The sequence below is a fragment of the Enterococcus sp. 2G9_DIV0600 genome (assembly GCF_002140615.1).
GTDB lineage: Bacteria > Bacillota > Bacilli > Lactobacillales > Enterococcaceae > Enterococcus_D > Enterococcus_D innesii.
Window position 1 is genome coordinate 184571 of record NZ_NGLL01000002.1, and the last position, 26595, is coordinate 211165.

Annotated in this window: 23 protein-coding genes; 12 read left to right on the forward strand and 11 right to left on the reverse strand. The window is 44.1% G+C overall.

What is annotated here, in order from left to right; all coding sequences use genetic code 11:
• Positions 1 to 17: 17 nt before the first annotated feature.
• Together A5870_RS14395 and A5870_RS14400 are read left to right on the forward strand one after the other, a co-directional pair.
• Positions 18 to 1298, forward strand: a complete 1281-nt coding sequence (locus A5870_RS14395; RefSeq protein WP_005232725.1) for a PTS sugar transporter subunit IIC — start codon at positions 18 to 20, stop codon at positions 1296 to 1298.
• A 191-nt stretch (positions 1299 to 1489) separates the two neighbouring features.
• The gene (locus A5870_RS14400) at positions 1490 to 2230 is read left to right on the forward strand and encodes a GntR family transcriptional regulator (protein ID WP_005226685.1); all 741 of its coding nucleotides are present in this window, start codon (positions 1490 to 1492) and stop codon (positions 2228 to 2230) included.
• A gap of 74 nt (positions 2231 to 2304) precedes the next feature.
• On the opposite strand, the gene uvrC is transcribed toward A5870_RS14400, so the two are convergent.
• The gene (gene uvrC / locus A5870_RS14405) at positions 2305 to 4095 is read right to left on the reverse strand and encodes an excinuclease ABC subunit UvrC (RefSeq protein ID WP_086293632.1); all 1791 of its coding nucleotides are present in this window, start codon (positions 4093 to 4095) and stop codon (positions 2305 to 2307) included.
• A gap of 233 nt (positions 4096 to 4328) precedes the next feature.
• Positions 4329 to 5180, reverse strand: a complete 852-nt coding sequence (locus A5870_RS14410; protein WP_086293633.1) for a LysR family transcriptional regulator — start codon at positions 5178 to 5180, stop codon at positions 4329 to 4331.
• Between the two features lie 65 nt (positions 5181 to 5245).
• On the opposite strand from A5870_RS14410, the gene A5870_RS14415 reads away from it, so the two are divergent.
• Positions 5246 to 6268, forward strand: a complete 1023-nt coding sequence (locus A5870_RS14415; protein WP_016619553.1) for a YeiH family protein — start codon at positions 5246 to 5248, stop codon at positions 6266 to 6268.
• On the opposite strand, the gene A5870_RS14420 is transcribed toward A5870_RS14415, so the two are convergent.
• The 6 genes from A5870_RS14420 to A5870_RS14445 form a co-directional block, all read right to left on the reverse strand.
• Complete coding sequence (locus A5870_RS14420; protein WP_086293636.1) at positions 6194 to 6751, reverse strand: GNAT family N-acetyltransferase; 558 nt, start codon at positions 6749 to 6751, stop codon at positions 6194 to 6196. The genes A5870_RS14415 and A5870_RS14420 overlap by 75 nt on opposite strands.
• Before the next feature lie 205 nt (positions 6752 to 6956).
• Complete coding sequence (locus tag A5870_RS14425) at positions 6957 to 8396, reverse strand: 6-phospho-beta-glucosidase (protein ID WP_086293638.1); 1440 nt, start codon at positions 8394 to 8396, stop codon at positions 6957 to 6959.
• A gap of 32 nt (positions 8397 to 8428) precedes the next feature.
• The gene (locus A5870_RS14430) at positions 8429 to 9739 is read right to left on the reverse strand and encodes a PTS sugar transporter subunit IIC (protein WP_086293639.1); all 1311 of its coding nucleotides are present in this window, start codon (positions 9737 to 9739) and stop codon (positions 8429 to 8431) included.
• Between the two features lie 159 nt (positions 9740 to 9898).
• Positions 9899 to 10657, reverse strand: a complete 759-nt coding sequence (locus A5870_RS14435; protein ID WP_081117684.1) for a MurR/RpiR family transcriptional regulator — start codon at positions 10655 to 10657, stop codon at positions 9899 to 9901.
• A 57-nt stretch (positions 10658 to 10714) separates the two neighbouring features.
• Entirely contained in the window at positions 10715 to 11641 is a 927-nt protein-coding gene (locus tag A5870_RS14440; RefSeq protein WP_086293642.1) for an ROK family protein, read from the reverse strand.
• 75 nt (positions 11642 to 11716) lie between these two features.
• A complete protein-coding gene (locus tag A5870_RS14445) occupies positions 11717 to 12268 on the reverse strand; it encodes a GNAT family N-acetyltransferase (RefSeq protein ID WP_086293644.1) in 552 nt (183 codons plus the stop codon).
• Between the two features lie 320 nt (positions 12269 to 12588).
• Between A5870_RS14445 and A5870_RS14450 the strand changes: the two genes are divergently transcribed.
• The 4 genes from A5870_RS14450 (at position 12589) to A5870_RS14465 (ending at position 15879) form a co-directional block, all read left to right on the forward strand.
• Entirely contained in the window at positions 12589 to 12957 is a 369-nt protein-coding gene (locus A5870_RS14450; RefSeq protein ID WP_016609076.1) for a YxeA family protein, read from the forward strand.
• Between the two features lie 295 nt (positions 12958 to 13252).
• Positions 13253 to 14599 carry an amino acid permease gene (locus A5870_RS14455; protein WP_086293646.1) on the forward strand — a complete coding sequence of 449 codons (1347 nt, stop codon included), beginning with the start codon at positions 13253 to 13255 and terminating at the stop codon, positions 14597 to 14599.
• 107 nt (positions 14600 to 14706) lie between these two features.
• Positions 14707 to 15135, forward strand: coding sequence for a DUF1761 domain-containing protein (locus A5870_RS14460; protein ID WP_086293648.1), 429 nt, complete (start codon positions 14707 to 14709; stop codon positions 15133 to 15135).
• 243 nt (positions 15136 to 15378) lie between these two features.
• Complete coding sequence (locus A5870_RS14465) at positions 15379 to 15879, forward strand: hypothetical protein (RefSeq protein WP_086293650.1); 501 nt, start codon at positions 15379 to 15381, stop codon at positions 15877 to 15879.
• A 109-nt stretch (positions 15880 to 15988) separates the two neighbouring features.
• On the opposite strand, the gene A5870_RS14470 is transcribed toward A5870_RS14465, so the two are convergent.
• A complete protein-coding gene (locus A5870_RS14470; RefSeq protein WP_086293652.1) occupies positions 15989 to 17125 on the reverse strand; it encodes a serine protease in 1137 nt (378 codons plus the stop codon).
• A 421-nt stretch (positions 17126 to 17546) separates the two neighbouring features.
• Between A5870_RS14470 and A5870_RS14475 the strand changes: the two genes are divergently transcribed.
• Together A5870_RS14475 and A5870_RS14480 are read left to right on the forward strand one after the other, a co-directional pair.
• A complete protein-coding gene (locus A5870_RS14475; protein WP_086293654.1) occupies positions 17547 to 18932 on the forward strand; it encodes a hypothetical protein in 1386 nt (461 codons plus the stop codon).
• Positions 18933 to 18936: 4 nt separating this feature from the next.
• Positions 18937 to 19689, forward strand: a complete 753-nt coding sequence (locus tag A5870_RS14480; RefSeq protein WP_170924055.1) for a hypothetical protein — start codon at positions 18937 to 18939, stop codon at positions 19687 to 19689.
• Between the two features lie 101 nt (positions 19690 to 19790).
• On the opposite strand, the gene A5870_RS14485 is transcribed toward A5870_RS14480, so the two are convergent.
• Positions 19791 to 20717: a methyl-accepting chemotaxis protein gene (locus A5870_RS14485; protein ID WP_086293656.1), complete on the reverse strand. Its 927-nt coding sequence runs from the start codon at positions 20715 to 20717 to the stop codon at positions 19791 to 19793.
• A 217-nt stretch (positions 20718 to 20934) separates the two neighbouring features.
• On the opposite strand from A5870_RS14485, the gene A5870_RS14490 reads away from it, so the two are divergent.
• The 3 genes from A5870_RS14490 (at position 20935) to budA (ending at position 24535) form a co-directional block, all read left to right on the forward strand.
• Positions 20935 to 21894 (forward strand): alpha/beta hydrolase, encoded by a 960-nt coding sequence (locus A5870_RS14490; RefSeq protein ID WP_086293658.1) that lies wholly within the window; start codon positions 20935 to 20937, stop codon positions 21892 to 21894.
• Between the two features lie 253 nt (positions 21895 to 22147).
• A complete protein-coding gene (gene alsS / locus A5870_RS14495; protein ID WP_086293660.1) occupies positions 22148 to 23800 on the forward strand; it encodes an acetolactate synthase AlsS in 1653 nt (550 codons plus the stop codon).
• A gap of 18 nt (positions 23801 to 23818) precedes the next feature.
• Entirely contained in the window at positions 23819 to 24535 is a 717-nt protein-coding gene (gene budA / locus A5870_RS14500; RefSeq protein WP_086293662.1) for an acetolactate decarboxylase, read from the forward strand.
• Positions 24536 to 24678: 143 nt separating this feature from the next.
• On the opposite strand, the gene A5870_RS14505 is transcribed toward budA, so the two are convergent.
• Positions 24679 to 26166, reverse strand: a complete 1488-nt coding sequence (locus tag A5870_RS14505; RefSeq protein WP_086293664.1) for a helix-turn-helix domain-containing protein — start codon at positions 26164 to 26166, stop codon at positions 24679 to 24681.
• Between the last annotated feature and the right edge of the window lie 429 nt (positions 26167 to 26595).

Sequence of the window (26595 nt, forward strand, 5' to 3'; positions counted from 1 at the left end):
TGAAAGGAGAAAAAACAATGGATAAATTTATTGGATTTATGGAGAAGCACTTTATTCCGATCGCTTCTAAAATAGGCTCTCAAAGACATCTAGTGGCCATTCGTGACGGATTCATCGTAACGATGCCGTTGATGATCTTAGGCTCTTTTGGGGTATTGATCAACAACTTACCAATTCCTGCCTATATTGATTTTATGAATGGCATTTTTGGTGAAGGGACATGGCAAGCCTTTGGGAACAACTTGTCAGCAGGTACTTTTTCAATACTTGGTCTGTTAATCGCTTTCACAGTAGCGTATAATTTAGCTAAAAGCTACAATCAAGACGCATTAGGTGCTGGGGCGATCTCAGTTGCAAGTTTCTTCGCATTAGGTGCAATGGCGACAGGCCCAGATGGTTTGTTAACAGCTGCCGGACTTGGTTCTCAAGGATTATTTTTAGCATTAATCGTATCGATCATTTCTACTGAGATCTTCCGTCGTCTAGCTGGCAACCCACGCTTAGTCATCAACATGCCTGATGGCGTACCACCAGCAGTATCACGTTCATTTGCTGCGTTATTCCCAGCAATGATCACCGTATCGATCTTTGCTTTGTTTACAGCAATTTTCCAAGCATTTGGTGTGACAAGTATCGTATTGTCCTTCTATGAATTGGTGCAACAACCATTCATGGGCTTGGCAAACTCTTATCCAGCTGCTTTGCTATTAGGTTTTATCTCTGCATTCTTATGGTTCTTTGGTTTGCATGGTGCCAACATCATCGACCCGTTCATGCAAACGATCAATGTGCCAGCGATCGAAGCAAACGCACGAGCATTAGAAGCAGGCACAGATTTGCCTTATATCGTCAACAAACCATTCTTTGATTCTTTCGTGAACATCGGCGGAACAGGGGCGACACTAGGTCTTCTGATTGCGATCTTTTTAGTTGCTCGTCATCATAAAGCGTATATGACTGTCGCAAAACTATCCGTTGCACCAGGTGTGTTCATGATCAATGAACCAGTGATGTTTGGGTTACCCGTTGTCTTGAACCCAATCTTGTTCATCCCATATGTGTTGACACCACTTGTTTTAGTAACGACTGCTTATTTTGCAACCGCAACTGGCTTAGTTCCTGCAAGTACCGTCATCGCACCATGGACGACGCCACCAATCATCGGCGGTATTTTGTCGACACAAAGTATTGCTGGCGGAATCTTGGCAGCTGTTAACTTGATCTTGTCGATCGTTATCTACTTGCCGTTCGTGAAAATGGCGCAAATTCAAGAAACACGCCGTTTAAAAAATGCGTAATGTCTGATCGAGTCGATTAGAAACAAGCGCCAAACGTAATAGACCTTATCCGGCCGCGATCAGAGTGCAATACCCCTTATCACACTGCTTCATTGGAAGGTGCAGTGGTGTGATGACACTCTTTTCGTTTGGCCGGTTCTTTTCTCATTTTTCAATCAATACAATACAACACACGTTTTGGAGGTGGCAAAATGCCCAAATATATGGAGATCGCAGATGTTCTGCGTAAAAGAATCAAGGACGGAACTTATCCGAAAGACAGTCTTTTACCTTATCAAACAGAGTTAGTGGAAGAGTTTGGCGTCAGCCGAATGACGATTAAAAATGCGGTGAATATCCTGATTATGGAAGGTTTGCTGCTGACAAAGCGCGGCTTAGGGACCAAAGTTTTGAATCATTCCTTTTGGGGCAAAGATACCTCATCGGTGACAGAATACAAAGGCCTGAGCTATCAAATGAAACAAGAAAAACGGACGTTGACTAGCCAAGTCATCACCTTTGAAGTCTGTTTTCCTACAACAAGAATTCAAGAGATGCTTCAGATCACTGCTGAACAACCAATCTACCATGTGATCCGTTTGCGGATCTTAGAAGGCAATCCCTACATACTTGAGCATTCCTATATGCCATTGGATCTGGTCAGCGGTTTGACGAAAGAGATCTTGGAAGAATCCGTCTATGACTATCTGTTGCAAGATTTAGGCTACAAATTTGCTGGTGCTTATCGGACCTTTCAGGCCGCCAAAAGTGATGAATACGATCAAACCTATTTAGCGTGCCAAGTAGATGATCCAGTATTGGAATTAGAACAGATCATCTATTTAGAATCGGGACGGCCAGTGGACTATTCCTGCAGCCGCAATCGGTATGATGTTCGTGGCTATTCCATGTTAGACATGAAGCCTGATCTGTTACAGCACCGCAAAAAGTAACGGCTTACAAAATGCTTCTTCAACGAAAAAACGCTTCATAGCTACTGTTGGCTATGGAGCGTTTTTGTTTTGACTTAAGAAGTGGGTTGGTTTTGATCGCCTAGTTTGGCTAAGATAGTTTCCGCAACGGCTTTGGGAATACCAGCTTGCTGGATCTCTTCCACGGAAGCTGCTTGGATGTTTTTTAACGACTTGAAGGTTTTCATGAGCTGTTGCTTGCGTTTTGGTCCTAAGCCAGGAATTTCATCTAGCTTGGAAGAAAAGCTGTTTTTACTGCGCAGTTGGCGATGGAAGGTGATCGCAAAACGATGGACCTCATCTTGGATCCGTTGCAGCAAAAAGAATTCTACAGAATTGCGTTCCAGCTGGATCGGATCTAAAAATTCTCCGAAAATTAACTCACTGGTTTTGTGTTTGTTGTTCTTCACTAAACCGGCAACGGGAATATCTAAACCTAGCTGGTTATGCAGCACTTCTTGGGCAGCACCGACTTGGGCTTTCCCGCCATCGATGATGATCAGATCAGGAAAAGGCAGGTTTTCTTTTAGGACACGAGAGTATCGGCGGTAGATGACTTCTTGCATAGAGCCATAATCGTCGCCGCCTTGTGCGGTACGAATCTTATATTTCCGATAATCATCTTTAAACGGCTTCCCGTCGACAAAAACCACCATTGCAGAAACCGGATCGGTCCCCATGATGTGGGAGTTATCGAAGGCTTCAATCCGATAAGGTGTCGGGATCCCCATGGCTTCGCCTAGACGATCCACTGCACCGATCGTCCGTTCTTCAGTACGCTCGATCAACGCAAATTTTTGTGCCAAGGCAATGCGGGCATTTTTATTGGCCAAATCGACTAATTTCTTTTTGTCGCCTCGTTGGGGCTGCAGGACTTTGGTTTCCAGCAGCGCTTCTAACGGTGCGGCATCGACATTTTGCGGAACAAAGACTTCTTTGGGAATGAAGTGTTCATTCTTTTGGTAAAACTGGCCGACGAAGGTCAAGAAATCCTCATCCGCTTCATTGTAGAAAGGAAACAAAGAGACTTCTCGTTCGATCAGCTTTCCTTGACGGATAAAGAAGACTTGGACACACATCCAGCCTTTGTCGACACTGTAGCCAAAGACATCACGGTCCATCAGATCTGTCAGAGTCATTTTTTGTCGCGTCATGACGGTATCGATCGCTTGGATCTGATCCCGCAGCTCAGCCGCTCGCTCAAACTCTAACGTTTCAATGGCTTCGCCCATCTTCTCTTTCAGATCTTTCAAAATATCGACGTGACCGCCATGGAAAAAGTGTTTGACTTGATCAACGATCTTCTGATAATCCTTAGGGTCTACATTGTTGACATAAGGACAGACACATTGACCCAAATGATAATAAAGACAAGGCCGCTTTTGAGAAGGACCGCATTTTCGCAAAGGAAAGAGGCGATCTAGCACCCGTTTGGTTTCGTTGGCTGCTCGTGCATCAGGATAAGGGCCAAAATATAAAGCCCCGTCTTTTAAAACTTTACGAGTGATGATCAGACGCGGATAGCGCTCTTTGGTCACTTTAATAAAAGGATACGACTTGTCGTCCTTTAACATGATATTGTATTTTGGTTTGTTTTTTTGAATCAAATTGATTTCCAGCAGCAAGGCTTCCGTATTTGATTCGGTAACGACGTACTCAAAATCATTGATTTCTTGAACGAGCCGTTCGGTTTTCGTATCGTGGCTGCCGGTAAAATACGAACGGACACGATTTTTTAAAATTTTGGCTTTCCCAACATAGATGATTTTGTTATTTTTATCTTTCATTAAATAACAACCAGGTTGATCAGGAAGCAGCGCTAATTTGTTCTTGATTTGTTCGTTCATTTCAAGATCCTTTCTTACTGGTTTGCTTCACGAACTGCAAAAGTAGTCAAAGGGTGGTCTAAGCTCTCCTCAAAAAGGGGAACATTAGAGCCCATAGCCAGTACTCTTCATTTTAGCACAAATTTCTTAAGAAACAATCAATCGGACCAGATCGGCAGCGAGGAAGCGTAATCGTAAGAAAAGGTTAAGAAATCCCACGAGGCGGTGATTTCCTCCCTTAAAAACAGGTGAATTTATTTGCTTTCTGCTTGTAAGGAATCCTCTTGAGACCACTCCTGAATGAAGGTCCGCAATCCCTCGATGGCTGGTTCTGTGACTACTTTGCGCTGGATGAGGTAAAATTGCCTCTCAAAGTTTTTATCCAGCAGTTGATAGCCAATGCCGTGGGCGGCTCGCTTGGAAAGGATCGAACAGCCGAAACCTTTTTTCAGCAAAGCGACAATCAGTTCATTGCTGGCGATCTCGATGATCGATCCTTGAATGTTCTGTTCCTCCAGATAGCGCTTAGTGTAATAGTAGACACCAGAACTCGCTTCTCGGACGAGCCAAGGACCGACTTGGGGATCACCAGCTAAGACGAGTTGATCTTTCAAAATCGGGAAACGCAAAATACTTGGTGCGGATAAGGGTTTTTCAATGATCCCTAAATCCAGTTGATGTTGTTCAAGCGCTGTTAAGACTTCAGCGGAGTTCATCATCGATACCCGAAAACGCACCGTGGGAAAGGCGTTGTATAAAGCAATCATCAAGTCAGGCATCAACGCCATCGCATAGGTATGAGAGATGCCTAGGGCACAGTGACTTTGATGTTGCGTGTTGGTATGGATCTCGCTGGCGATCGTCGACCACTCATCCAATAAATTCAGTGCCTTTTCGTAAAGGTACTCTGCTTGGGGCGTGGCGATCACGTTTTTGCGACCATTGCGTAAAAAAAGCGGTGTATCCAAGTCTTGTTCCAACTGCTTGATTTGAGCAGAAACCGTGGGCTGCGAAATAAACAGCAATTCGGCAGCTTTCGAAAAATTTTTCGTTTCATAGACCATCTTAAAGGTCTCCAGTAATTTTAGCATTGCAATCCCTTCCATTAGAAAATTCAATCATAACTATTATACCAATAAATCCTACTGATCGGTCAATCTGTGTATAATGGATGTTATATGAAAGGATGAAAGCAATGAAGCAACGACAAACAGCTTTGATACTTCCCGGTTTGTTCCTGTCCTTTTCGGTAGCCGTCATCGCCCGAATCATGGCTTTGGCTGTGCCAAAATTAGGGGGAGCAACCCTTGCTATTTTATTAGGAATCATTTTAGGAAATACACTGTTCAAGCAAGAACGCTATCAAGTCGGGACGAAGGTTGCGGAAAGTCGGCTCTTGGAATATTCGGTGGTTTTGCTGGGCTTTACCGTCACTTTCCAGACCATCAGTGAAATGGGCCTTCGGGGCTTTCTCTTTATTTTGCTGATGATGAGCTTGGTCATTACCGCTGCTTATTTGATAGGGAAAAAAATGGGCTTTAATCAAAAGATGAGCCTGATGATGGCAGGCGGCAACGCTGTCTGCGGGTCCTCTGCGATTGCGGCGATCGCACCAGCCATTGATGCCGATGATGAAGAAAAAGGGCAGATCATCACCTTGGTCAATCTTTTAGGAACGGTGATGATGCTGACGCTGCCGTTTTTAGGCTTGGCCTTATACGGCGATGATCTATTGCAAAAAAGCGCCTTACTTGGTGGCACGCTGCAATCCGTCGGGCAAGTCGTGGCGGGGGCTAGTTTGATTGATGCCGACACCGTCAAATACGCGATGCTCTTTAAAATCGCGCGCATCATCATGTTGGCAGTCGTCGTCATTGTTTTTGAACGAATGACGACAAAGACCCCCACCAAAACCAAAGGAAAAGGCAAACTACGGCTGCCGATCCCTTGGTATGTGTTGGGCTTCTTGACCATCTGTATCTTGAACAGCTTCTTGCCACTGCCTAGCTGGTTGAATGAGGGGGCTCATTTTATCAGTACGTGGTTTGAAACGACGGCGTTGGCAGCCATCGGTTTGCGGCTGGATTTCCGCAAGTTTTTAAAAGAAGGCCCGCGCTTTTTATTCTATGGTCTTTCCGTTGGCGCCGTCCAAACCGTGGGTGCTGTTGCATTGATTTGGTTGCTGCGGCTCTAATGTTTTCACATAAAAGCGATCCATCGTGGTATGCTGTGCCGCCAGTAGTGGTTGGGACAATGCGCGAAAGCCGGCTTTTTGATAGACATGCAAGGCAGCTTCTAAAGAATGATGGGATTCTAAATAGAGTTGCCGATAGTCTAGTTCAAAAGCTTTGGCCTCGATCTTCGCCAGCAGGGGATAGCTGAGGCGCTGCCCTTTGGCGGCATCACTGAGATAAAATTTTTGCAGCTCGGCGATTTTCCCTTCTGAATCATAAGCGGCAAGACCACCGCCACCTAAAAGGGTACCCGATTCATCGGTGACGACAAAATAATGGCGGGTAGCAGGATCCGCTGCATAAAATTCACTTAAGTGGTCTAACTCGGGATCAAAATAGGCAGTTCCTGGAACCGCCAACTGGTGGTCGGTCAAGCTTTTGCGAATGATAGCGGCTAAGGGCGCATCATCTTGAGATTGGATCGGACGAAATATCGGCTTCATGCAGTTCCTCCTTAACGTAAAAGTAAATGAATAGCTATAGTGTACCACAGCATCGAGGTAGTGTTTAGTGATGATAAGAAAAGCCATCCTCGCAATGGCGCCCCTCTTTAATAAGAAAACCGCCCCCTCGTTGCCAGGCTCCTAATGTGAAAAGGAGGATGGCGCAACGAGGGGGCGGTTTTTGTGTTCGTCATGGAAGCAGTAATTAGAGCGTTTCACCATTAGAGGCGATCACTTGCTGGTACCACGCAAAGGAATCTTTTTTCAAACGATTCAAGGTTCCTTTGCCGGTATTGTCTTTGTCGACATAGATCATGCCATAGCGTTTTTCCATTTCGCCGCTGCCGAAGCTGACGATGTCAATGATCCCCCAAGGCGTATAGCCTAATAGCGGTACACCATCTTCAACCACCGCTTTTTCCATCTGTTCGATATGCTCTTTCAGGTAAGTGATGCGGTAGTCATCATGGACTTGCTGTTCATCGGTTAATTGATCGTAAGCACCAAAGCCATTTTCTACGATAAATAGCGGCAAGTCATAGCGTTGATAGATCGTATTTAACACATAGCGCAACCCGACTGGATCGATAGGCCAGCCCCAATCAGAAGCACTAATATAAGGATTCCTCACGATTTTTGCTCCCGGGATATCCTCAGTTGGTGTGCCAGCCACTTCATCAAGGGTTGAGATCGTTCCTGACATGTAATAGCTGAACCCAATATAATCAACGGTTCCCCCTTTTAATAGCGCTTGTTCCTCGGGCGTGATCTCAATCGTGATGCCTTTTTTTGCCCAATATTTTTGCACATAGGTTGGGATCTTGCCTCGTACGTGGACGTCGCTGTAAAAATAGCGCCGTTCATTGGCTTTGACGGATGCCATCAAATCAGCTGGCGCACAAGAGTAGGGGTAGACCGGGACATAGGCCATCATACAGCCAATCTGAAACTCTGGATTGATTTTTTTGCCTTCGATCACGGCTGCCGCACTGGCAATCAACTCATTGACGCCCGCTTGAAAGACGAGTGCTTCTTTTTGACTGTCATCCTCGATGATCATGGCAGAATTGGTCCAAACGTGCAGCGGCTCTTGCCCATCTGCTTGATTATTGATCTCATTGAAAGTCATCCAATACGTCACTTTGTCACGATACCGTTGAAAGACAGTCTTAGCGAATTTGACAAAGAGGGGAATCACTTCTTTGTTAGCAAACCCACCAAATTCTTCATAGAGGGCGTAGGGCATTTCAAAGTGGGACAAAGTGATCACGGGTTCGATGCCATTTGCCTGCAATTCTTCGAAAAGATCATCGTAATATTGGAGACCGGCTTCATTTGGTTCTTCTTCTGTTCCAGTTGGATAGATCCGGCTCCAAGAAATCGATGTCCGTAGACATTTCAAGCCCAGTTCTTTGAATAACTGGATATCTTCTTTGTAGCGGTGATAAAAGTCAATGGCTTCATGGTTCGGGTAATATTCCCCTTCAATGACGCCTTTGGTGATTTTACGGGGAATACCGTTGCCGCCGGCCGTCATGACATCGGCGGTACTCATTCCACGACCAGCAACATTCCAAGCGCCTTCCGCTTGATGGGCAGCGATCGCGCCGCCCCATAAAAAATCTTTTGGCATTTTTGCGGACATAAATTTCATTCCTCCTCGACTCATTCGTTTGCTTATAATTCTACTTTTTGGGAACGGTTAGAGGCGATCACGAATGGCAAATAGATCAAGACCGAAATCGCAAGACAAACGACACCGACAACCGCAGCGATCGCATTTCCTCCAGTTCCTAAAAAGAGATTAATGATTCCGGGGGTCGTCCATGGTACCCCAATCGCTGGGGTCGGCATGATCGGCCAGACAACAGTGACAAAATAACCCACTAAAATATTGACCATTGGCGTTAAAATAAACGGAATGATCATGATTGGGTTCAAGACGATCGGTAGACCGAAGATCATCGGCTCATTGATTTGGAAAATCCCTGGAACTAAGGACATCTTAGCGATCTCACGTTGTTCTGGACGTTTTGAGGCGATGAAAATCGCAATGATCAAGCCCAATGTCATACCAGTTCCGCCCATATTTGCGAACATATCATTTAAAACGCCCCAAGTTTCTTTGTAAGGAACGTCCCACAAGGAGCCGCCTTGGTTGATAAAGTCTAGGTTAGCTAGGTCCTGTTCGGTAAAAATCGCTGAACGAACCGCATTCAAAGTATTTGGTCCATGGATCCCGATCGCAAACAACGTAGTTTGCAAGAACGCCAAGATCAAGACACCGACGACATTGCCCCCCAGATCCCGCAATGGACTTTGGATCCCATTATAAATCAGTTCATTGATGCCTTCTGGTGCGATCATCAAAACTAAGAAATTGATCAAAGCAGTGACTGCCACGATGATCACGATCGGAATCATGCCAGAAAAGGAACGAGAAACTGCTGGCGGTACCATTTCAGGCATTTTGATCTGCAGTCGTTTGACTTTGAAAAGCTTCGGCAAGAATTCACCGACCAAACAAGCCACGATCATAGCTACGAACAACCCTTGGGCGCCTAAATATTGTGTGGAGATCACATTGACATCTTCTACTGCAAAGGAGGTCGGGTACAAGATCATAAAGGCAGCGACACTTGTCAAACCAACTAGCGTAGCATCTGCTTGGAAATGTTTGGCTAAAAGTTGGGCAACAAGAAACGCAATGAATAAACTCATGATGTTGATGGTCCCGTTCGCCACGGAAGCTAGGACTTGCTGGGCACTTTCCAGATTTGGGAAAAGTCGATTCAGTTGAAATAATTGCACGATGAAACTTTCATTGGAAAATAAAATATTGTTGACCAAAATAACGAGAGAAGAAGCGATGGTCAGTGGGAAAATCAGCATGAACGCATCCCGGATCGCTGCTACGTGGCGTTGATTGTTCAACTTTGTTGCGATTGGTACCAACGAGCGGTCTAACAGGTCATTGAATTTTTGCATAATAATAACACCTTTCCTTAATTGATGCCATCATTATAGCGAATGAAAGCGGCTAAAAGTAAGCGGATACGGATTCCGTACATATCTCTCAAGAAATGAAAAAAATTCCGCAGCCGGAACACAGTGTTACAAAAAAAGATGGTTCAGTAAACAGAACCATCAAGGGTTGGAACGATAATCTTGCAAATAACCGATCAGTGTTTCTAAAATCGCTACTGAAGGCAATTGACTAGTCAAATCAAGAAAGATGTCTTTGCGTTCCTCTTTGATCGCATACTCGATCGAATAATCGCACAGGCGTGCCAACGTACTTTCCCGATTGGGGGTAATGCAATATTTTTGCACGATTGCCTGATTCTCTAAGCCAGTAATGACTTCGATCAGTTCTTTGGTTTCACCAGAGACACTCAGAAAAACCAAAACATTTTTTTGATCTTTACGCAAAAAACTTTTGATCGGGTAGGTCAGCTCGTCTATGCTGATACTAAAGTACCCGAGACTGGCCAACTTGCGGGCAACGTATTGCGCGATCGCACCGGATGCCCCCATCCCCATAAATAAGATCAAATCAGCATCCCGCATCGCTTCGGCAAGTTTTCGTATTTGGTATTCCGCATCAGGGTGGAAGATCTGCATATTCAAGCCTTTGATGCGCGCTTCTAAACCTAAGTGTTCCGGATGCGCATCAAAATGAGCTTTTTCTAAATGATTTTTGATATAGAAGCGAAATTCTGGAAACGACTGAAAGCCGACTTTTTGAATAAAACGAAAGACCGAAGTCGAAGAGACATGAGCATCATCGGCAATGTCGCGTACGCGCATATACGGGATCTTTTCTAAGTGATTGACGATAAAACGGTAGATTTCTTGTTCTACCGCAGAGAGCTTGTTCAAGTTTAATTGTTCAAAAAGCGCCATGCTGGTTCCTCGCTGTCCTAGATAATCAATTTACACCAGTATAGCATATTCGAACTTTTAACGGTGCAGCTGTTGGTGGATCTGATAGACTGCGCCGATCAAGCCGGCATCGTTTTTTAGCTTCGCTGGACGAACAGGCGCGATGGTTTGTCCGCGCAAATAATTGATCGCTTCATGCCGTGTTTCCGTGATCGTCAAGCGAGCCTGCAGGCGTTCCCAGAAATAAGGATTGGCGCTGATGCCGCCGCCGATCAACACCAATTCTGGGTCAAAACAGCTAATCAAATTGATCAGTCCTACAGATAAATCCGTTAGAAATTGGTCCGTCAGCTTCAGCGCCAACGCTTCGCCTTGCTGCGCGCGGTCAAAAATTTCTTTGGCGTCTTGGGTGGGTTCAAAGCCAGGAACTGCTGCGCCAGCTAAATTGTAGAGGCGAATCAAGCCGCCCACGACGGCAGTTTTTTTATTGATGGAACTTTCCTCGATATTGCCTTCTTCTGGCAGCTGATCGATCACCATCCAGCCAAATTCACCAGCCATGCCATGAGCACCTCGGTAGACTTGGTTATTGATCACGATCCCACCGCCTACACCAGTGCCTAGGACAAGACACAAATAGTTGGCAGCCTCTTGCGCATTGCCGATCCATTTTTCAGCAATCGCTGCTGCATTGGCATCATTTTCCACCGCCACAGGCAATCCTGTACGCGCTTCCAAGGCTGCTTTAAAATTTTCACCATACAACGATTTGATAGCGCCCGCCGTTAACATAAACCCGTCTTTTTGAACGATCCCTGGGGCACTGATCCCAATACCATCAATCGTGTGGCGGCTCTGGGCATCTTCGATGATCGTGAGTAGATCCTGATAAAACTGCGCTGGCTCATAACTTGTGGGGATCGCTGATTTTTCAAGGATCACGCCGGTTTCATCCAAAACACCATATTTAATACTTGTTCCGCCAATATCAAATCCTACGTACATTCTTCTTCCTCACCTTCTAAAACATTGTTGCCTTAAGTGTACCATCTGGCAGGAGGAATTTTTTTCTTTTTTCAGCTATTTTTTGCCTGCCGTTTCCGCTGCATCCAAATAAAACAAAATGTCACTTTTGCCTTCCTGATTGGTGCCTTTGTATACCTCCGTATCCAGACCTCCGATGCGAAAGCCTGCCCGCAAGTAGAACAGACAGGCAGAAGGATTGTTGTCCTGCGCTTGCGTGTAGATGCCGCGATAGCCCTTGGCAAGGGCCGCTTTCAGTGCCTGTTGGATCAGCAGTTGACCGACTCCTTGCTGGCGGTAGTCTGTGTTGACTTTTAAGTCATAGAGGTACAGATACTTGAAAAAAGCGTCTTGAACGATTGCTAAGCCGATGCATTTTCCATCATCATAAGCACCGATAAACAGACTGTTTCGGCTCATTTCATCATAGCAATAATTTTCATCTGGGAAACGCATCGTCTGAATGTCTTCAGGTGCAAATTTACAGATCGTGTACTGCCAGCTGCCCTCATTATAAGACGGCAGCATTTTCCCCCATAAGGAGAAGGGTTCGTTTTTCAAGCGGATATCAGCTTGGTGTTCTTGATCGATCCGTTTGATTTCTAGCATGGGGCACCTCGATTTTCTATAGATTTCAATCATGAGTATTTAAAAGTAAGTTGTTGCAGTTTAGTTTACTACAAAGAATGAAAAATCACGATACTTATTAAACAGTCTAGTCTTCCTGTGAGAAGGGACGATTTTGTAGGAGAACTTAGTTGTTTGTCTATACGTTGAGGTTGGAAAAAGCAGAAATATTCCATTGATACCTTAGTCACAATGACCGACGGAAAAATACGCCTTAAGTTTGATTATATTTATCGCTTGTTTTTTTATACTGAAGGTAGATAGAAAAAACGGAGGACAATCACTTGAAGAAAGCAATTAGTATGATCCTGCTCGTGTTAACGATCGGGACCGTAACATTGGTTACATGGTCTTATTTTACGAAAGATGATTCCAGCGAACTGGTTCAGCTGGTGGATCGTTTCAATCCGTTCGTACCGGAGAAAAAGGTCTATGTCAAAACATCCGACGAGTATGGCGTGTTGCAAGAACACGATTCCTACGAATATACACAAGAAGGAGTCAATGAAGATGGGCAAAAGATCAAAATCACGTTTTGGGCACCACAAAAGCTAAAAGAAAATGCCTACCTAGAGCTTGATGCAAAGGGCAAACATGTGGAGTCGTATCAAGAGGTGACCGAGCAAGATCTCCCTGACGCCGTCAAAGACGAGTTGGTTACGACTCATTGATCATCAAGCCTGCTTGAAAAAAAGGACAGGAAGTCATTTCCCGCAAGTTGGGAGATGGCTTTTTTCGTGCATTCACTTAGAGAAAAGCTCGCCAAGATTTGATTTAGGTGAAAAAGATTAGAGGATGATAGAATTTTCAGAAAAAATAGATAATTTTTTCAATTCTTAGTTGCAATAGCAGAAGCGTCTGGTATTCTCTATGAGGTAGTTTAAAAAAATCATTTATATAATTAAAAATAGCAACAGTGAGAGAATCACCTTGTATGGAGGATCAACGGTTTTCAAGGAGGAACCTATGACAGAAAAAAATCAATTAAAAAAGCAGATGAAAACCAGACATATCACTATGTTGGCACTAGGTGGCGCCATCGGTGCTGGCCTATTCAAAGGCAGCGGTGAAGCGATCCAGTTAGCGGGACCTGCGGTCTTGCTGGCGTTTATTTTTTGCGGGCTGATCTTATTTGTCGTCATGACAGGACTGGGACAGTTGGTCTTATCTGACCAAAAACAACATGGCCTTTCGGGCTTAGTCCAGCCATATCTTGGCGTGCATACAGCCGATTTCATCGACTGGATCTACTGGTCGATGTGGATGATCAACATCATCGCCGAAGCAGTTGCTGCCGCAAGTTTTTTGCAGTTGTGGTTTCCCAATATTCCAGCTTGGATCTTTGTGTTGATTTTGGCACTACTCACGACCATCATCAATTTGTTTTCGGTTCGCTTGTTTGCGGAAACGGAATACTGGCTTTCCTGGGCCAAAATCAGTGTGGTGATCGCGTTGATCTTGGTGGGTCTCTATCTGGTTGCCACGCAAATCTTTGATTTGGGCTTTTTCCCGACGATGAGCCAAATGACAGACTATGGTGGTTTTGCCCCTCATGGTCTCAAAGGATTTATCAATTCGTTATTGGTCGTAATCTATTCGTACGGCGGTTCTGAATTAGTAGCCATTACGATCAGTGAAGCAGAAAATCCCAAAAAAGCGATCCCGCAAGCAATCAAAGGAGTGATGACTCGGATTGCCGCTTTTTACATCATTCCCTTGTTTCTTTTACTGATCATTTATCCGTGGAATCAATTAGCCGATCCAAATGTCAGTCCTTTTGTGATGGTGTTTCAAAAAATCCATGTCCCGTTTGCCTCCGACATCGTCAATTTAGTGATTATTTTGGCTTTGTTTTCGTCAATCAATTCTGGAGTCTATGCTTCTTCAAGAACGTTGTTTTTCCGATTAAGCAACAATGGCCAGAAAAAAAGCCGCTTTACGATGCTGAATAAAAACAGCGTGCCCCAACGAGCGATCATGTTTTGCAGCGGTACTTTATATCTTGGAGTCGTTCTTTCTTACTTTTTAGGCGACAAACTCTTCAATTATCTAGCAGGCTCCCTGTCTTATACTGTATTGCTGATTTGGTTGTTGATCAGTGTGGCGGCGTTTGTTTTGGTACGCAAGCAGCAGAAAATGGGCTATACGATTTTTTTGGGTGGGGCGATCCTTGCGTTGCTTTTGCTGTTTGCCGGTATCTTGATCACTAACCCATTAGCGGTCACAGGTTTCACCGCATTGCTGTATACGATCATTTTTCTTAGTTTTTATTGGAACCATCGAAAAATAGGGGAAACCAGTGAAAAAAGTTGAAGAAACATCCCTTAAGACATAAACTGATGGAGAAGGAACCCCGCGTTCGGTTGTTTCTTCGGTTCTCAGGAATGTGACGATAAAATAAAGTGTAGGAGAAAACGATAATGGTTAATTTTTGGACATTGATTTTCGGTACCCTCAGCTGGGTCGTGGTGGAAAGTCTGCTTTACAATCCGATGCATAAGTGGGGCAAGTTTTGGGCGAAAGAATCAGGAATGGCAGAGAAGATGAACGGTCAACAGATGACGACCGGAGACATGCTCTTTACCTTTGGCGGAACGATCGTTGGTGGGATTCTCTTATCGGCAGCGACCTATCAAGTCGTCTATTGGTTTGCCACATTCGATCATGATGGTTGGCTGATGACCTCCTTGCAAGTCGCTTGCTTATTGTGGTTAGGGGTTTATGGGGTCGCCACCTTCGTGATGGCTGTTTACTCGGGACAGTCCCGCAAATTAGTCGGGTTGCACCTTGTGAATGGGTTTCTAGGAGTGATCGTTTTAGGACTTGTTGTCGGACTAATTGGACAATAGGCAGCGATCATACTACGGAACGGGCTTTCAACGACATCAAATGAAGCAAGTAATCCTAATAAATGTAGAAAACCAATCTTTTTAATAAGGTTGGTTTTTTGTGTAAAATTAACGTAACTACAAAAAACAGCTATGTAAGCAAATAATTTGTGCTATACTGAAAGCAACTGAATCGAATAGGATAAACCAAACCACGCGAAAAATCATGAAAGAAGGAAACTGAGGCACAACGAGGAGGGGGAAATGAAAGTGAAAAGCAAGTTAGGTAGAGGAATATTTGCTACCGTTTGTTTAGCGGCGTTATTTTTTTTGGCAAGCTGCAGTCGCTCAGGGGTTGACTCTGCAGCTGCGAATCAAGTATTGACCAATAGCAACAGTCATCAACAATATGCTTTGTATCTATTTGAAGATGGAAAGATCACTGTCAATAAAACGCTGACTTTTTTTACCAATCCGAATCAATCACCTGCGGATATCGCGGAGAAACAAGAAGAACAGTTAGCGCAGATCAATGAACATCTGCAAGCAGAGTTTCCCAAAAGCAAAGCACTGACTGCGGCAGACATTGGTCCTATGCACACTTTTGAAGTGACAAATGCCCATGTGATCATTGATCAAGAGAAAAAGGAAGTGCGCATGACTGGTGATGATTTTGAGAAAGTATTCAAAATGGCGGACAACAATGACAAGCGTCTAATCGATGACGAACAAAACGAGTACGAGTTTTCTTACGATGAGAAATAGCAAGTGATAAAAAAGCGGCTGTCTCCGAAGAGACAACCGCTTCAGACTGTGGACAAACCTTAGGCAAAAATGAGGTTTGTTTTTTTTCGTTGCAAAATATTAGTGACTATTACGGAAAACATTTTGCGCAAGGAGTAAGTCCGCGACTTTGCGCTTCTGCTAAAGTGGCAGGCGTGTAGGTACCGTTGCCGCATTTTCTCGTATGATATTTCGAACCTGTTGGTGTAACGAGGACCGACGTTTGGGCTTGATTGCTAGCAGCGGCTGGCTGACTTTGTTCTGGCACAGCGGCGGCTGCCTGCCGTTCTTCCTCCGCCTTAGCTTGTGCGGCTGCTTGTTCGTTGGCAGTGATCGTTTGCGCCACTGTTTTCGTTCGAGCAGCTAATTCCTCATCGGGGGTCTTGAGACGAGCGACAGCATCTTTTGCACGAGCAAGGGTATCTTTTGTCGGCTCCGCCTCTGCCGCTTCCACCGCTTGGACAGCTTCTGCAACGAGTGCTTCTGCTTCTTTCTCAGAAATCTTAGTTTCTACAGTGGATAACCGACCTTCAAACGTTTCCTTGTTCAAAACCGCTTGTGCGACCAATTCTTTTGCCTGATCGAAATCCCTGCGCTCAAGAGAAGCTTCAGCGGTATCAAGGGCTTTGCCGATGGCAAGGTGTTCTTCAACTACAGCTAGCCGAGTAGCGAGATCTTCGTAGGTTTTACTTAAAGCATGAATCAGCGTCACGGCTTCGTCATAATTCTTTTGGTTTGGCTGGGTTTCGGCAAGAGCCAGTGCCGTCTCAGCTTTTTCCAGTGCTGCTTGTTCTTGTCTTTCAGCTTGTAAATTTGCTAGAAATGCGCGAGAAGGTTTGACGTTGACGACTTCTTCTTTGGTGCTTCCACCCATTGAGGCTTGGAGAGTAAATTCCTGTTCCTCTTCATCTTCAAGTTGCACGGTGTAAGAAAATGTTTCGTCCGCCAGCGAAACCTCCACCCCGTTGATCGTCAGTTGCGCTTCTGGGTTGGTTTGACCCGTAATCGCCGCTTCGCCTTGCTCGTTGGTAACCAGTTCTGCTTCATCTACGTGAAGCTCCGGTGTTGCTGCAGGAGTCATTAATGCCCCGCCAATCAATAAGAGAAAACCACCCATAAAAATAACGATCTTGTTGCGAAGCGGCTTTTTCTTGATCAACCCAAGAATAAAAAAGATTCCGCTTACAACCATTGTCAAAAAACCAATAAAAAAAATAAACATCCCCATAACTTTCTTCATTTCCTTTCTTGTGAATATTTCAATTATAACATTTTTCCTAACTTATAAGCCATCCATAACCGGTAATCAATGCTGATAAGAGTAGAAGGGAGGAGCAATCGCAAATCAATGTCTATTTTTATCAATAAAAAATAGATTTACTTTATTTTTTGTTATAATATGATACGTAACTGGCTGTTTTATCTGTATTGTCTTTTTCGAAAGGGCACTTAGTTTTAGTACGTTTTTTTACTTCATCACTGAAAAAAGACGTTAAGATCATACATAATGAAACGAGCAAACATCTGTAAATCAGCAGGTTCCTGTGGTATCTTCCCCCAAAAGCCGCCATAAAAATAGACGGTTCTCCCCTCTAAAAAATCAACTAGGTTATCAACAAGAAAATATGTATTCAAAAAAAGGAGTAAAAATGAAAATCACCCAAATTCAATGTCCCAGCTGTTTGGGACGTCTAGAAGTTGATTGGGACTCAGGAAAAGCTGTCTGTCAGTATTGTTTGAACGAGTTGCTGATCAAACCGGAACTTCGAAAAACGGAACAAAAGAAACCAGAGGCCACACTCAAAGATTTAGCGCACATTCAAGGATCAGTCAAAGAAGGCTTCTATCCCTTTGCCTATGACGAAGAGGGGTGTCTCCAGGCCTTGAAAAAGCAGCTGGCTTGGCAGGACACCATTTCGGAAAGTGTCTTTTTTGAGCTCGAATTAGTTCAGCTGAAACGTGTATTTATCCCCCTGTATTATTTTCAGATCGACTATGAAGCCCAAGTAAGAGGGGCTTATGTGCATCAGGAACAGCAGAGGGGACAGGGGCGTATCAGTGCCAGTATTCATTTACATAGCAGTGGCAACACCACGGTTTTCAGTGAAGTGTTTCCGACGGATGCCCAAAAAGAGGCTGACTACAGTATCAATGGCAAACTGCCGCTGCATATTAAAAAAGGAGCCGCTTATTGCACAGAGATGCAGCAGTTTTCGGCACATAACCAAGACGTCCAAGTGCTACCTTTTGATATTTCTAGAGAAACGGCACTCGCTGATCCCCATTTATTGGAAGCCTTTGAAGCGGGAGCGAGAGACTATTTGATTGGAACAGAAACCCCAAGCGAGCTTCAACTAACCCTTTTTCCTAAGCATTGTGATACGGAAAAACTGTATTTTCCTTATTACATCGGCGAATTCAGGTACGGAAACCAAACCTATTCTTTCGTGGCTGATGGTACCGATGCTGAACAGCTCTTTCCAACCGAGCTTCCTGAATGTGAACAGCTGGTGCAAGTCAAGAAAAGTTTTTCTAGGACCAGCAGTGTTCTTTGGCGGTTCTGCTATACCTTCTTTTTTGTGGGATTTTTTTCTGGAATTACTTCGAATCTTCTATTTGATGGGTTTTTATTACCGGCTGTTGCCTTTAGTCTGCTCGCTTCAGCGGTCATCTTGCTGATTGCTTGTCTTGCGACTTGGTATTTCTTGCTCGTACCAGAGGTCAAGTTTTTCTCAGAATACGGCAGATTCAAAGCGGAACTTTCTCAAGCATTGAGTCAGCCGGATGCATCAACAGCTGCCGTGAAGAAAGCTTTTGATGCGCGTAGGAAGAAACTCGTCCGGAAAACAGTATTTTACAGCAGTCTCGAAAATATGGCGTTTGAATTCGCCTTGATCCTTTTTTTAGCATTCCTGATTTGGTATTTCGGTTTTTATGGCTTATCGCTTCTAGTGCTGCTGGCGTTTGTCAGCTGGAATACGATCCGTATTTTTACAACGAATAGCTCCGATACCTGTATCAAAACGAAAGGATGATCTCATGGATATCATTCCCATTCAATGTCCCCATTGTTTAGGGGAACTAGAAGTAAACTGGGGTGTTGGCACGGCAGTCTGTCTGTATTGCCGAGGCAAAATGGTCATCAAATTGCCCTTTGACCACGCCAAAATTGACCAGTCCAGTTCCCTGACGGACAAACAGCTTGCGCTGACCCAGCTGGCAGCTCTCCTGAAGAAAATCAGTCTGTCATCTGTTGCTCCTAGGGAAAACGCACCATCAGCCGACGTTTTCGTTGGACGGGAGCAGCCAAAACCAACGTCAGGAAACCAGGCGTCTCCGATTCAAAGGGCGCCCATCCATCAGCACAACCAGCGACAAAACCGTTTGACTGCCTTTTTTCAAAAACAAAATTTTTTGTTCTATTTCTCTGGAGAAAGACAAGTGCTGCCACGGCAATGGCAAAGCCAAGTCCTTGCTAGTTTTCAAGTGCCTGAAACGGAGACACCTCTGGCGCTGCTAACGGCAAAGATGACTGGCAAGAAAGCGAATGCGGGGCTACTTTTTGGTATCGAGCGAGTGTATTTGTGCACGTACGAAAAGAAAGAAAAACGAATAGCCAGTTTTTCGTGGAGTATTTGGAAAACTCTTTCCTTTTCGTTCCAACATAAAATCTTTGGCAGTTTTTTGGTGGTTCAACAGGAATATCGTGTTCCTCTCCAAGCATTGGGCTTTACGACCCAATCATTTTTGCAAGAATTACAGCAGTTGTTGCAAGAGTGGGAGGCTGGCTAGTGCTGAGTATCAATAAAATCAAATAACGGATCAATTTATTGGTCAAAAAAAACAAAGAGAGCGTCGCAAACAGCGGCGCTCTTTTTTTATTCATTTGGTTTCTAGGTTTCCAACTCAGCGTCGTTGGTTTCTGATAAATACTCGGCTTCATCGTTTAAAAGACTGGCCGTCGTTCGCAGCGTGTCGTAAGAATGCAAAACGGCAGCGAGGCTTTTTTGTGAATCACTGATTTTCATGGTCGTCGAATCGGCACTATCTAACACGACTAAGGCTTGTTGGTTGATGGCTTGCATGGTTGCGGCAATGGTTTGGGTCAACTGCTTGGTCTGTTCGGCTAATTTTTGCATTTCATCGGCAACTACCCGAAAACCAGCTGCCTGTTCGCCGATTCGTGCTGTTTCGATGGAAGCGTTGAAGGATAGCAGTTTGGTTTGTTGTGCAATGCGGTCGATGTCATGCAGCACCGCTGTCACCTGTTGGCTATCCATTTCTAAGGCATGGGTCGTTGCTTGATTTTGATCAGACAGCCGTTTGACTTGCGCCAAGTTCTCTGACAAATGATCGACTTGCTGGTGCCCGTTGGCAGAAAGTCGTGTCAGGGAGGCAGCACTTTCTTGCACTTTTTTGATAGTGACCGCTAAGGCTTGTTCTCTTTGGGTAATGTCAAAAGCGATTTTGACGACGTTGACGACTTCTTGCTGCTCATCGAGGACAGGGAAGTAGCTCCCTTCTAAAATCAGTTTTTCTCCTTGTTTGTTTTTCCGAATGATTTTGTCTTGAAACCGTTGCTTTGAGTAAAGCAGTTGATTCCAGAAAGCTTGGTAATCCGTACTGACAGCATAATGGTCAAAACAAAAGGTCCGATGCGGTAAGCCAATGATTTCTTCTTGGCTGTACCCTAGGATATCAGTCATGTTGGCATTGGCGAAAACAACTTCTTTTTGCGGATCAAAGACTATGACAGCGAGTTCTTGAAAAATAGCAGCGAGCAGACGGTTATTTTGTGTTTCATCTAATGTGAATTTCATACGTACTTACCTACGCCTTTCAGTTTTTGGGAAGTTTACACAGCGAGTGTCTTACAGTTATCGGTCATGAAGGCAAGGCAGTTAAGAGTGCAAAAACCACCTTTTTTGTCGAACAAAATGCCTGGAAACAGAAGAAAGCAAGATTCTTTGCATCAGAATGACTTGGTGGTACCCTTAAGGTCAACATGAACGATTTCAAACAAAAGGAGAGAATCGTATGACAGATAGAATTTCGTTGGAAAAAGCAGCCGTTGAATTTAGTGAGGCAAATGCACCGCACCCACGGATCTATGAATTACCGCCAGAAGAAGGGCGCGCATTATTGGAACAAGTCCAAGAGTCACCCGTCAATAAATTGGCGGTTGAGATAGAAGATCAGACCGTTGATACAGGCGAATGGGGGACCATCAATGTTCGTTTTGTTCGTCCTGAAGGAAATCATGCGATTCTCCCTGTCATTTATTATCTCCATGGCGCGGGTTGGGTCTTCGGCAGTGCCGCGACTCATGATAAATTGATCCGTGAATTGGCGGTACGAACCAACTCGATCGTCATTTTTCCTGAATATAGTCGTTCACCAGAAGCAAAATACCCAACGGCAATCGAACAAAATTATGCGGTCTTGCAGCAATTACCGGGATTTGTCGATGTCAAAGGCTTAGACCTTAGCCGTTTGACCGTGGCTGGCGATTCCGTAGGTGGGAACATGGCGACCGTTATGACCTTGTTAACGAAAGCCCGTGGTGGCATTCCGATCGCACAACAATTATTGTTCTATCCGGTGACAGATGCCCGCTTTGATACGCCTTCGTATGAAGCATTCGGTGAAAATTATTTTCTGACCAAAGAAGGGATGCAATGGTTCTGGGATCAATACACGACGGATGAAACACAGCGGAATCAAATTACCGCTTCTCCTCTACGCGCGACCAAAGAGGAGTTAGCCGATCTGCCGCCAGCGTTGATCATTACAGGCGAAGCAGATGTCTTGCGGGATGAAGGGGAAGCCTATGCGCAGCATTTACGAGCAGCTGGCGTGGAAGTCACCCAAGCACGGATGCAAGGGATCATCCATGATTTTGTGATGGTCAATGCGATGGATCAGACCCAAGCCGCACGAGCTGCCATGATACTGGCTGTCGGTTGGTTGACGGAAAAAAATGTCCCCGCAGAATAAGAAACCGACGAAAGAACTTCTTTTTAAGCGGTGTTCTGATACAGAAAAGGATGTATGGAGTGGAGCGATCCACTCCTTTTTTTGTCGGAAAAATGGAAAGACATACACCTGCAGTCTGAAGCAAATGCAAACGCTCTCTAAAAAACCGCGTTTTTATAGTACAGATATTAATAAGTGTTTTTCGTTGATAAATAAATAAAAAGTGCTATTATATGTATTGTGATTAATACAGTTTTTGAAAAGAGGTAATACAGTGAGTGCAAAAGGATCAGAAATCATTGTTGAAAGTTTAGAAAATCATCGGGTGCCTTATATCTTTGGGATTCCTGGTGCAAAAATCGATGGCGTCTTTGACGTGTTGAGTGAACGGGGACCAGAGTTGGTTTTGGCACGACATGAACAAAACGCGGCATTTATGGCACAGGCAATCGGTCGCCTGACAGGAGAGCCAGGAGTCGTCATTGCAACAAGTGGACCAGGAGCCAGTAATTTAGCGACTGGGTTGGTCACGGCAACTGCCGAAGGCGATCCCGTCTTGGCACTAGCAGGCCAAGTGAAGCGTTCTGACCTTTCAAAATTGACCCACCAAAGCATGAATAATGCGGCGTTGTTTGCGCCGATCACGAAATTCAGCAGTGAAGTCCAAGATCCTGAAACCCTTTCTGAAAGTATTGCCAACGCTTTTCGCATCGCAAAAACAGCGAAAAAAGGGGCGAGCTTTTTATCCATTCCTCAAGATGTGACAGACGGAACTGTCCAAGGGGCAGCGATCAAACCACTATCTTCGCCTAAATTAGGCAGTGCCGATGCAGAAGATATCCAGGCACTCGTCGATCGGATCAAAGAAGCCAAACTGCCCGTCTTACTCTTAGGGATGCGGGCTTCAGGCGTCAAAGAAACACAAGCGATTCGTCATTTAGTTGCAAAAACTGGGTTGCCTGTCGTAGAGACCTTCCAAGGCGCTGGGATCATTTCTCGTGAATTAGAAGAGCATTTCTTTGGCCGCGTCGGCTTGTTCCGCAATCAGCCCGGTGATATGCTGTTGAAACGCAGCGACTTAGTGATCGCTGTGGGGTACGACCCGATCGAATACGAAGCTCGCAACTGGAATGCGGAAAAAGATGCCCGCGTGATCGTCATCGATGAAGTACCGATGGAGATCGATCCATTTATGCAGCCCGAAGTTGAACTGATGGGCAGTATCGCGAAAATTATTGAACAGCTATCAAAAGCCATCGATCAGTATCACTTGAGCGAAGACGCTCGCAACTATTTAACGACGCTGCAAACCAAACTCAATGAAAAACCAGCGGATGTCGAAGGCAGCAACAATACCTTACATCCCCTAGAAATCATCGATGCTTTGCAACAAGAAGTGACCGATGACATGACGGTGACGGTGGATGTCGGCAGCCACTACATTTGGATGGCCCGTCATTTCCGCAGCTATGAGCCACGACACCTGCTCTTTAGTAATGGCATGCAGACCTTAGGAGTCGCTTTGCCATGGGCGATCGCTGCAGCGCTCGTGCGACCAAATACTCAAGTGATCTCTGTATCTGGCGATGGTGGCTTCTTGTTTTCTGCCCAAGAGTTAGAAACAGCCGTCCGTTTGAAACAAAACATCATTCACTTGATTTGGAATGACGGTACCTACAATATGGTGAAATTCCAAGAAGAAATGAAATATGATCGTGCTTCTGGGGTTGATTTTGGACCAGTTGATTTCGTAAAATATGCCGAAGCATTTGGTGCCAAAGGTTTGCGGGCAACCACTAAACAAGAATTGATGGCAGCCATCGAAGAAGGCTTTGCCACGGATGGTCCAGTGATCATTGACATCCCTGTGGATTATTCAGATAATGCCGATCTGGGCAAAACGATCCTACCTGATCAATTTTATTAAGACCAAAGGAGCAGCAAGATGAAAGTGAAAAACAAAAGTTATTTATATCAGCATGGTACCCTAGGTGGGTTGATGCAGGATTTAATGGATGGCACGGAGCAAATCGGCAAAATGCTTGAATATGGTAATTTTGGGATCGGTACGTTGGCTGGTTCCAATGGGGAAGTAATTATTTTAGATGGTGAAATCTACCATGTAGACGAATCGGGCAAGGTGCAAGTGCTCCAAGGAAATGAAGGAACCCCTTATGCGGCAGTCGTTGATTTTTCTGCGGCGAAGCACCTACAGGTCAGCCAAGAGATGACCGATGAAGAAGTGAAAAATCACGTCCTGACAGAAGTCAGTCCGAATTTGTTTTCCGCTGTCAAAATCCATGGGGTATTTGCCAAGATGCACGTCCGCGTTGCCCCAAAGCAAGAAAAACCGTACCCAAAATTCATTGAGATCATCCAGCATCAGCCGGAATTTCAAGCAGAAGATATCAGTGGTACGATCGTCGGGTTCTTTACCCCGTTGTTGTTCCACGGTGCTGCGGCCGCCGGTTTCCACCTGCATTTTATTAGTGATGACCGCACATTTGCTGGTCATGTCTTGGACTTTGAAGTGGCGGCAGGCGAAGTCGAATTGATGGAACTAGCTGAATTTCGTCAGCATTTTCCTATTGATAATCAAGATTACTTGCAGCGGGAGATCGATGTTGCAAAAATCGCCAAAGATATTGAATCAGCGGAATAAGCAACGGTAGATTTCTTAATAGACAAACGATAAAAAGCAAGCTAGAATCGCATTCTAGCTTGCTTTTTGTTATGGACGGTTTTTTGTAGCATGACAAGCTACCCGTGTTCCCTTGAGATCTCCTTTGATTCAGAAATCGCAAATCAATTGTTATCTAATACGACTAAGCGTAATATTCGTGTGTTGATTTTATTCAATAATCGATTCCAGTCGGAGGCATCGGGGATCGGTTTTAGCAAGATGCTTTCGACGTCCAATAAATACTCTGTAGCATATTCAGAGTAATTAGTAATCAAAAGCTCAATATTTTTTTCCTTCAAATATTCGTGTGACAGTTCATTCGAATCAGGATAGTACATCGTATGATAGGCACCTAGGTAGCGACGAATAATATTTTCAGCATACTCGCAGACATATTCATTGCCTTCAAAAATCACGGCAATCGTCCGTGGGGAGCCCCAGTTTGCTTCCTTGATGGATTCCATGTACATAGTGAGACTGGCACAAAAGTCATTTAAGTATTTTCGAGAATAGAGCTTTTTCACTAAGGTGTGTGTAAAGAGGAAATCATAATTTTTTTGATACTCTTTTGCGAACTTCTCTTTGACAAATTGATTTAAATCATCAATGTTTATGTTCATAGTCAAAGAGAGCAATTCTCGTAACTTTACTACGATGAAAAAAGACTCAAGCCAAAGGAAGTCTTTTCGTTCATCGAGACTGTTGCCTTGGTTTTCTGCATAAAAATCGCTGACGATCTGTTTAATTTCAGGCCAATAGTTATATGTTCGACAAAATTCTTCGCAAGAAGGACTATTGATTTTACGACGGCAAATAATACAGGTGAAAATATAAACAGCTTCTGCCTTAGGAAGTTCATAATTAAAATGTCGTTGCATGATTTTTTGCAACTCTTGATATTGTGATAACAAATTATTTTTCTTGATCAGTTCATAGAGCTCAGAAGATGGTTTTGCCAAAAGACCTCGTTTGCTGCGCTCGATGCTGATGTAAAGAACATAGGCAAAATAGGAGAAGGAAGAAGACTGCATTTGTTTTGCTTGCAGAAGAGCAGTGATCTCCTTGATCGCTTCTTGTACATTGATTGAAGGAAATATCGTGTTGATGTTGATGTCAGACTCATAGTAAAAAAGACAAAAAAATTTACGGATATCAATTTCAGATCCTGCAAATGTCACTGGATTAGTCTTAAGACGAAGGTTAAAAGGATGTAAGTAAATTTCGATTTTTTTAAAATAACTAAGCAATGACTGCTCAGAAAGGTTGAGTGAAAGGCTCCAATCCATCAATGATTGGACCTCATTAAAAAAGATACTTTCGAAAATCAAAAAAATTGGTTCATCCTTGACCATGGCTTGTTTTTTTCTGCGATAAGATTCGTGATCAAGCTCTTCGAAGAAATACCCGACTTTAGCCGCATGGATTTCGATTGAGTCACTAAAATAGTTCCGAATACTAGCGATATCTGAGATAACCGTCCGCGTACTACTTTTGGTTATTTTAGCCAAGTCGTTAAGAGTACAAGTGGGATTTTTTTCAAATTCATCTAATAATTGTAACCAACGAACAAGAGAACGATTTTTCATGAATTTTAATTGAAATGTTTTCATAGTAGTCTCCCATCATATAAAATAGCCATTTATAAAAAAGGTGTGCAATCCTTTGGTTTGTGTCGGTCATCGATGGCCTTTTAGCAAGAATAACGCAAAGCAACTCTTGGAAGCAATCTGACGCTAAAACGGAGCTTTCATGCAATTTCCATGATAGCCAAAAGTTGCCTCCTTTGTTGTCAGATATGTATCAACTGAAAGAGTTTTGACTGTCAAATCAAAGAACCATCCTGAAATTTACTATTTTTCTTAAATAAACGCAAATTCCTTGCACTATTTTAATCAATAGTTACAATTATTGTTGTACAACAGAATGGGGGAAAGCAACTTTTTTCACCCGTCTATGAAAAAACAAATTTTTTAGCTGAAAGAAAACCCGGTATAATGACATCTCCTAGGCGCCTTCTTGCGCAAATCAGTAAAAACGAT

What these genes read in the sequence shown, in the direction of transcription:
- A5870_RS14395 (WP_005232725.1), top strand. Translation starts at nt 18, where the DNA reads ATGGATAAATTTATTGGATTTATGGAGAAGCACTTTATTCCGATCGCT.
- A5870_RS14400 (WP_005226685.1), top strand. Translation starts at nt 1,490, where the DNA reads ATGCCCAAATATATGGAGATCGCAGATGTTCTGCGTAAAAGAATCAAG.
- uvrC (WP_086293632.1), bottom strand. Translation starts at nt 4,095, where the DNA reads ATGAACGAACAAATCAAGAACAAATTAGCGCTGCTTCCTGATCAACCT.
- A5870_RS14410 (WP_086293633.1), bottom strand. Translation starts at nt 5,180, where the DNA reads ATGGAAGGGATTGCAATGCTAAAATTACTGGAGACCTTTAAGATGGTC.
- A5870_RS14415 (WP_016619553.1), top strand. Translation starts at nt 5,246, where the DNA reads ATGTTATATGAAAGGATGAAAGCAATGAAGCAACGACAAACAGCTTTG.
- A5870_RS14420 (WP_086293636.1), bottom strand. Translation starts at nt 6,751, where the DNA reads ATGAAGCCGATATTTCGTCCGATCCAATCTCAAGATGATGCGCCCTTA.
- A5870_RS14425 (WP_086293638.1), bottom strand. Translation starts at nt 8,396, where the DNA reads ATGTCCGCAAAAATGCCAAAAGATTTTTTATGGGGCGGCGCGATCGCT.
- A5870_RS14430 (WP_086293639.1), bottom strand. Translation starts at nt 9,739, where the DNA reads ATGCAAAAATTCAATGACCTGTTAGACCGCTCGTTGGTACCAATCGCA.
- A5870_RS14435 (WP_081117684.1), bottom strand. Translation starts at nt 10,657, where the DNA reads ATGGCGCTTTTTGAACAATTAAACTTGAACAAGCTCTCTGCGGTAGAA.
- A5870_RS14440 (WP_086293642.1), bottom strand. Translation starts at nt 11,641, where the DNA reads ATGTACGTAGGATTTGATATTGGCGGAACAAGTATTAAATATGGTGTT.
- A5870_RS14445 (WP_086293644.1), bottom strand. Translation starts at nt 12,268, where the DNA reads ATGCTAGAAATCAAACGGATCGATCAAGAACACCAAGCTGATATCCGC.
- A5870_RS14450 (WP_016609076.1), top strand. Translation starts at nt 12,589, where the DNA reads ATGATCCTGCTCGTGTTAACGATCGGGACCGTAACATTGGTTACATGG.
- A5870_RS14455 (WP_086293646.1), top strand. Translation starts at nt 13,253, where the DNA reads ATGACAGAAAAAAATCAATTAAAAAAGCAGATGAAAACCAGACATATC.
- A5870_RS14460 (WP_086293648.1), top strand. Translation starts at nt 14,707, where the DNA reads ATGGTTAATTTTTGGACATTGATTTTCGGTACCCTCAGCTGGGTCGTG.
- A5870_RS14465 (WP_086293650.1), top strand. Translation starts at nt 15,379, where the DNA reads ATGAAAGTGAAAAGCAAGTTAGGTAGAGGAATATTTGCTACCGTTTGT.
- A5870_RS14470 (WP_086293652.1), bottom strand. Translation starts at nt 17,125, where the DNA reads ATGGGGATGTTTATTTTTTTTATTGGTTTTTTGACAATGGTTGTAAGC.
- A5870_RS14475 (WP_086293654.1), top strand. Translation starts at nt 17,547, where the DNA reads ATGAAAATCACCCAAATTCAATGTCCCAGCTGTTTGGGACGTCTAGAA.
- A5870_RS14480 (WP_170924055.1), top strand. Translation starts at nt 18,937, where the DNA reads ATGGATATCATTCCCATTCAATGTCCCCATTGTTTAGGGGAACTAGAA.
- A5870_RS14485 (WP_086293656.1), bottom strand. Translation starts at nt 20,717, where the DNA reads ATGAAATTCACATTAGATGAAACACAAAATAACCGTCTGCTCGCTGCT.
- A5870_RS14490 (WP_086293658.1), top strand. Translation starts at nt 20,935, where the DNA reads ATGACAGATAGAATTTCGTTGGAAAAAGCAGCCGTTGAATTTAGTGAG.
- budA (WP_086293662.1), top strand. Translation starts at nt 23,819, where the DNA reads ATGAAAGTGAAAAACAAAAGTTATTTATATCAGCATGGTACCCTAGGT.
- A5870_RS14505 (WP_086293664.1), bottom strand. Translation starts at nt 26,166, where the DNA reads ATGAAAACATTTCAATTAAAATTCATGAAAAATCGTTCTCTTGTTCGT.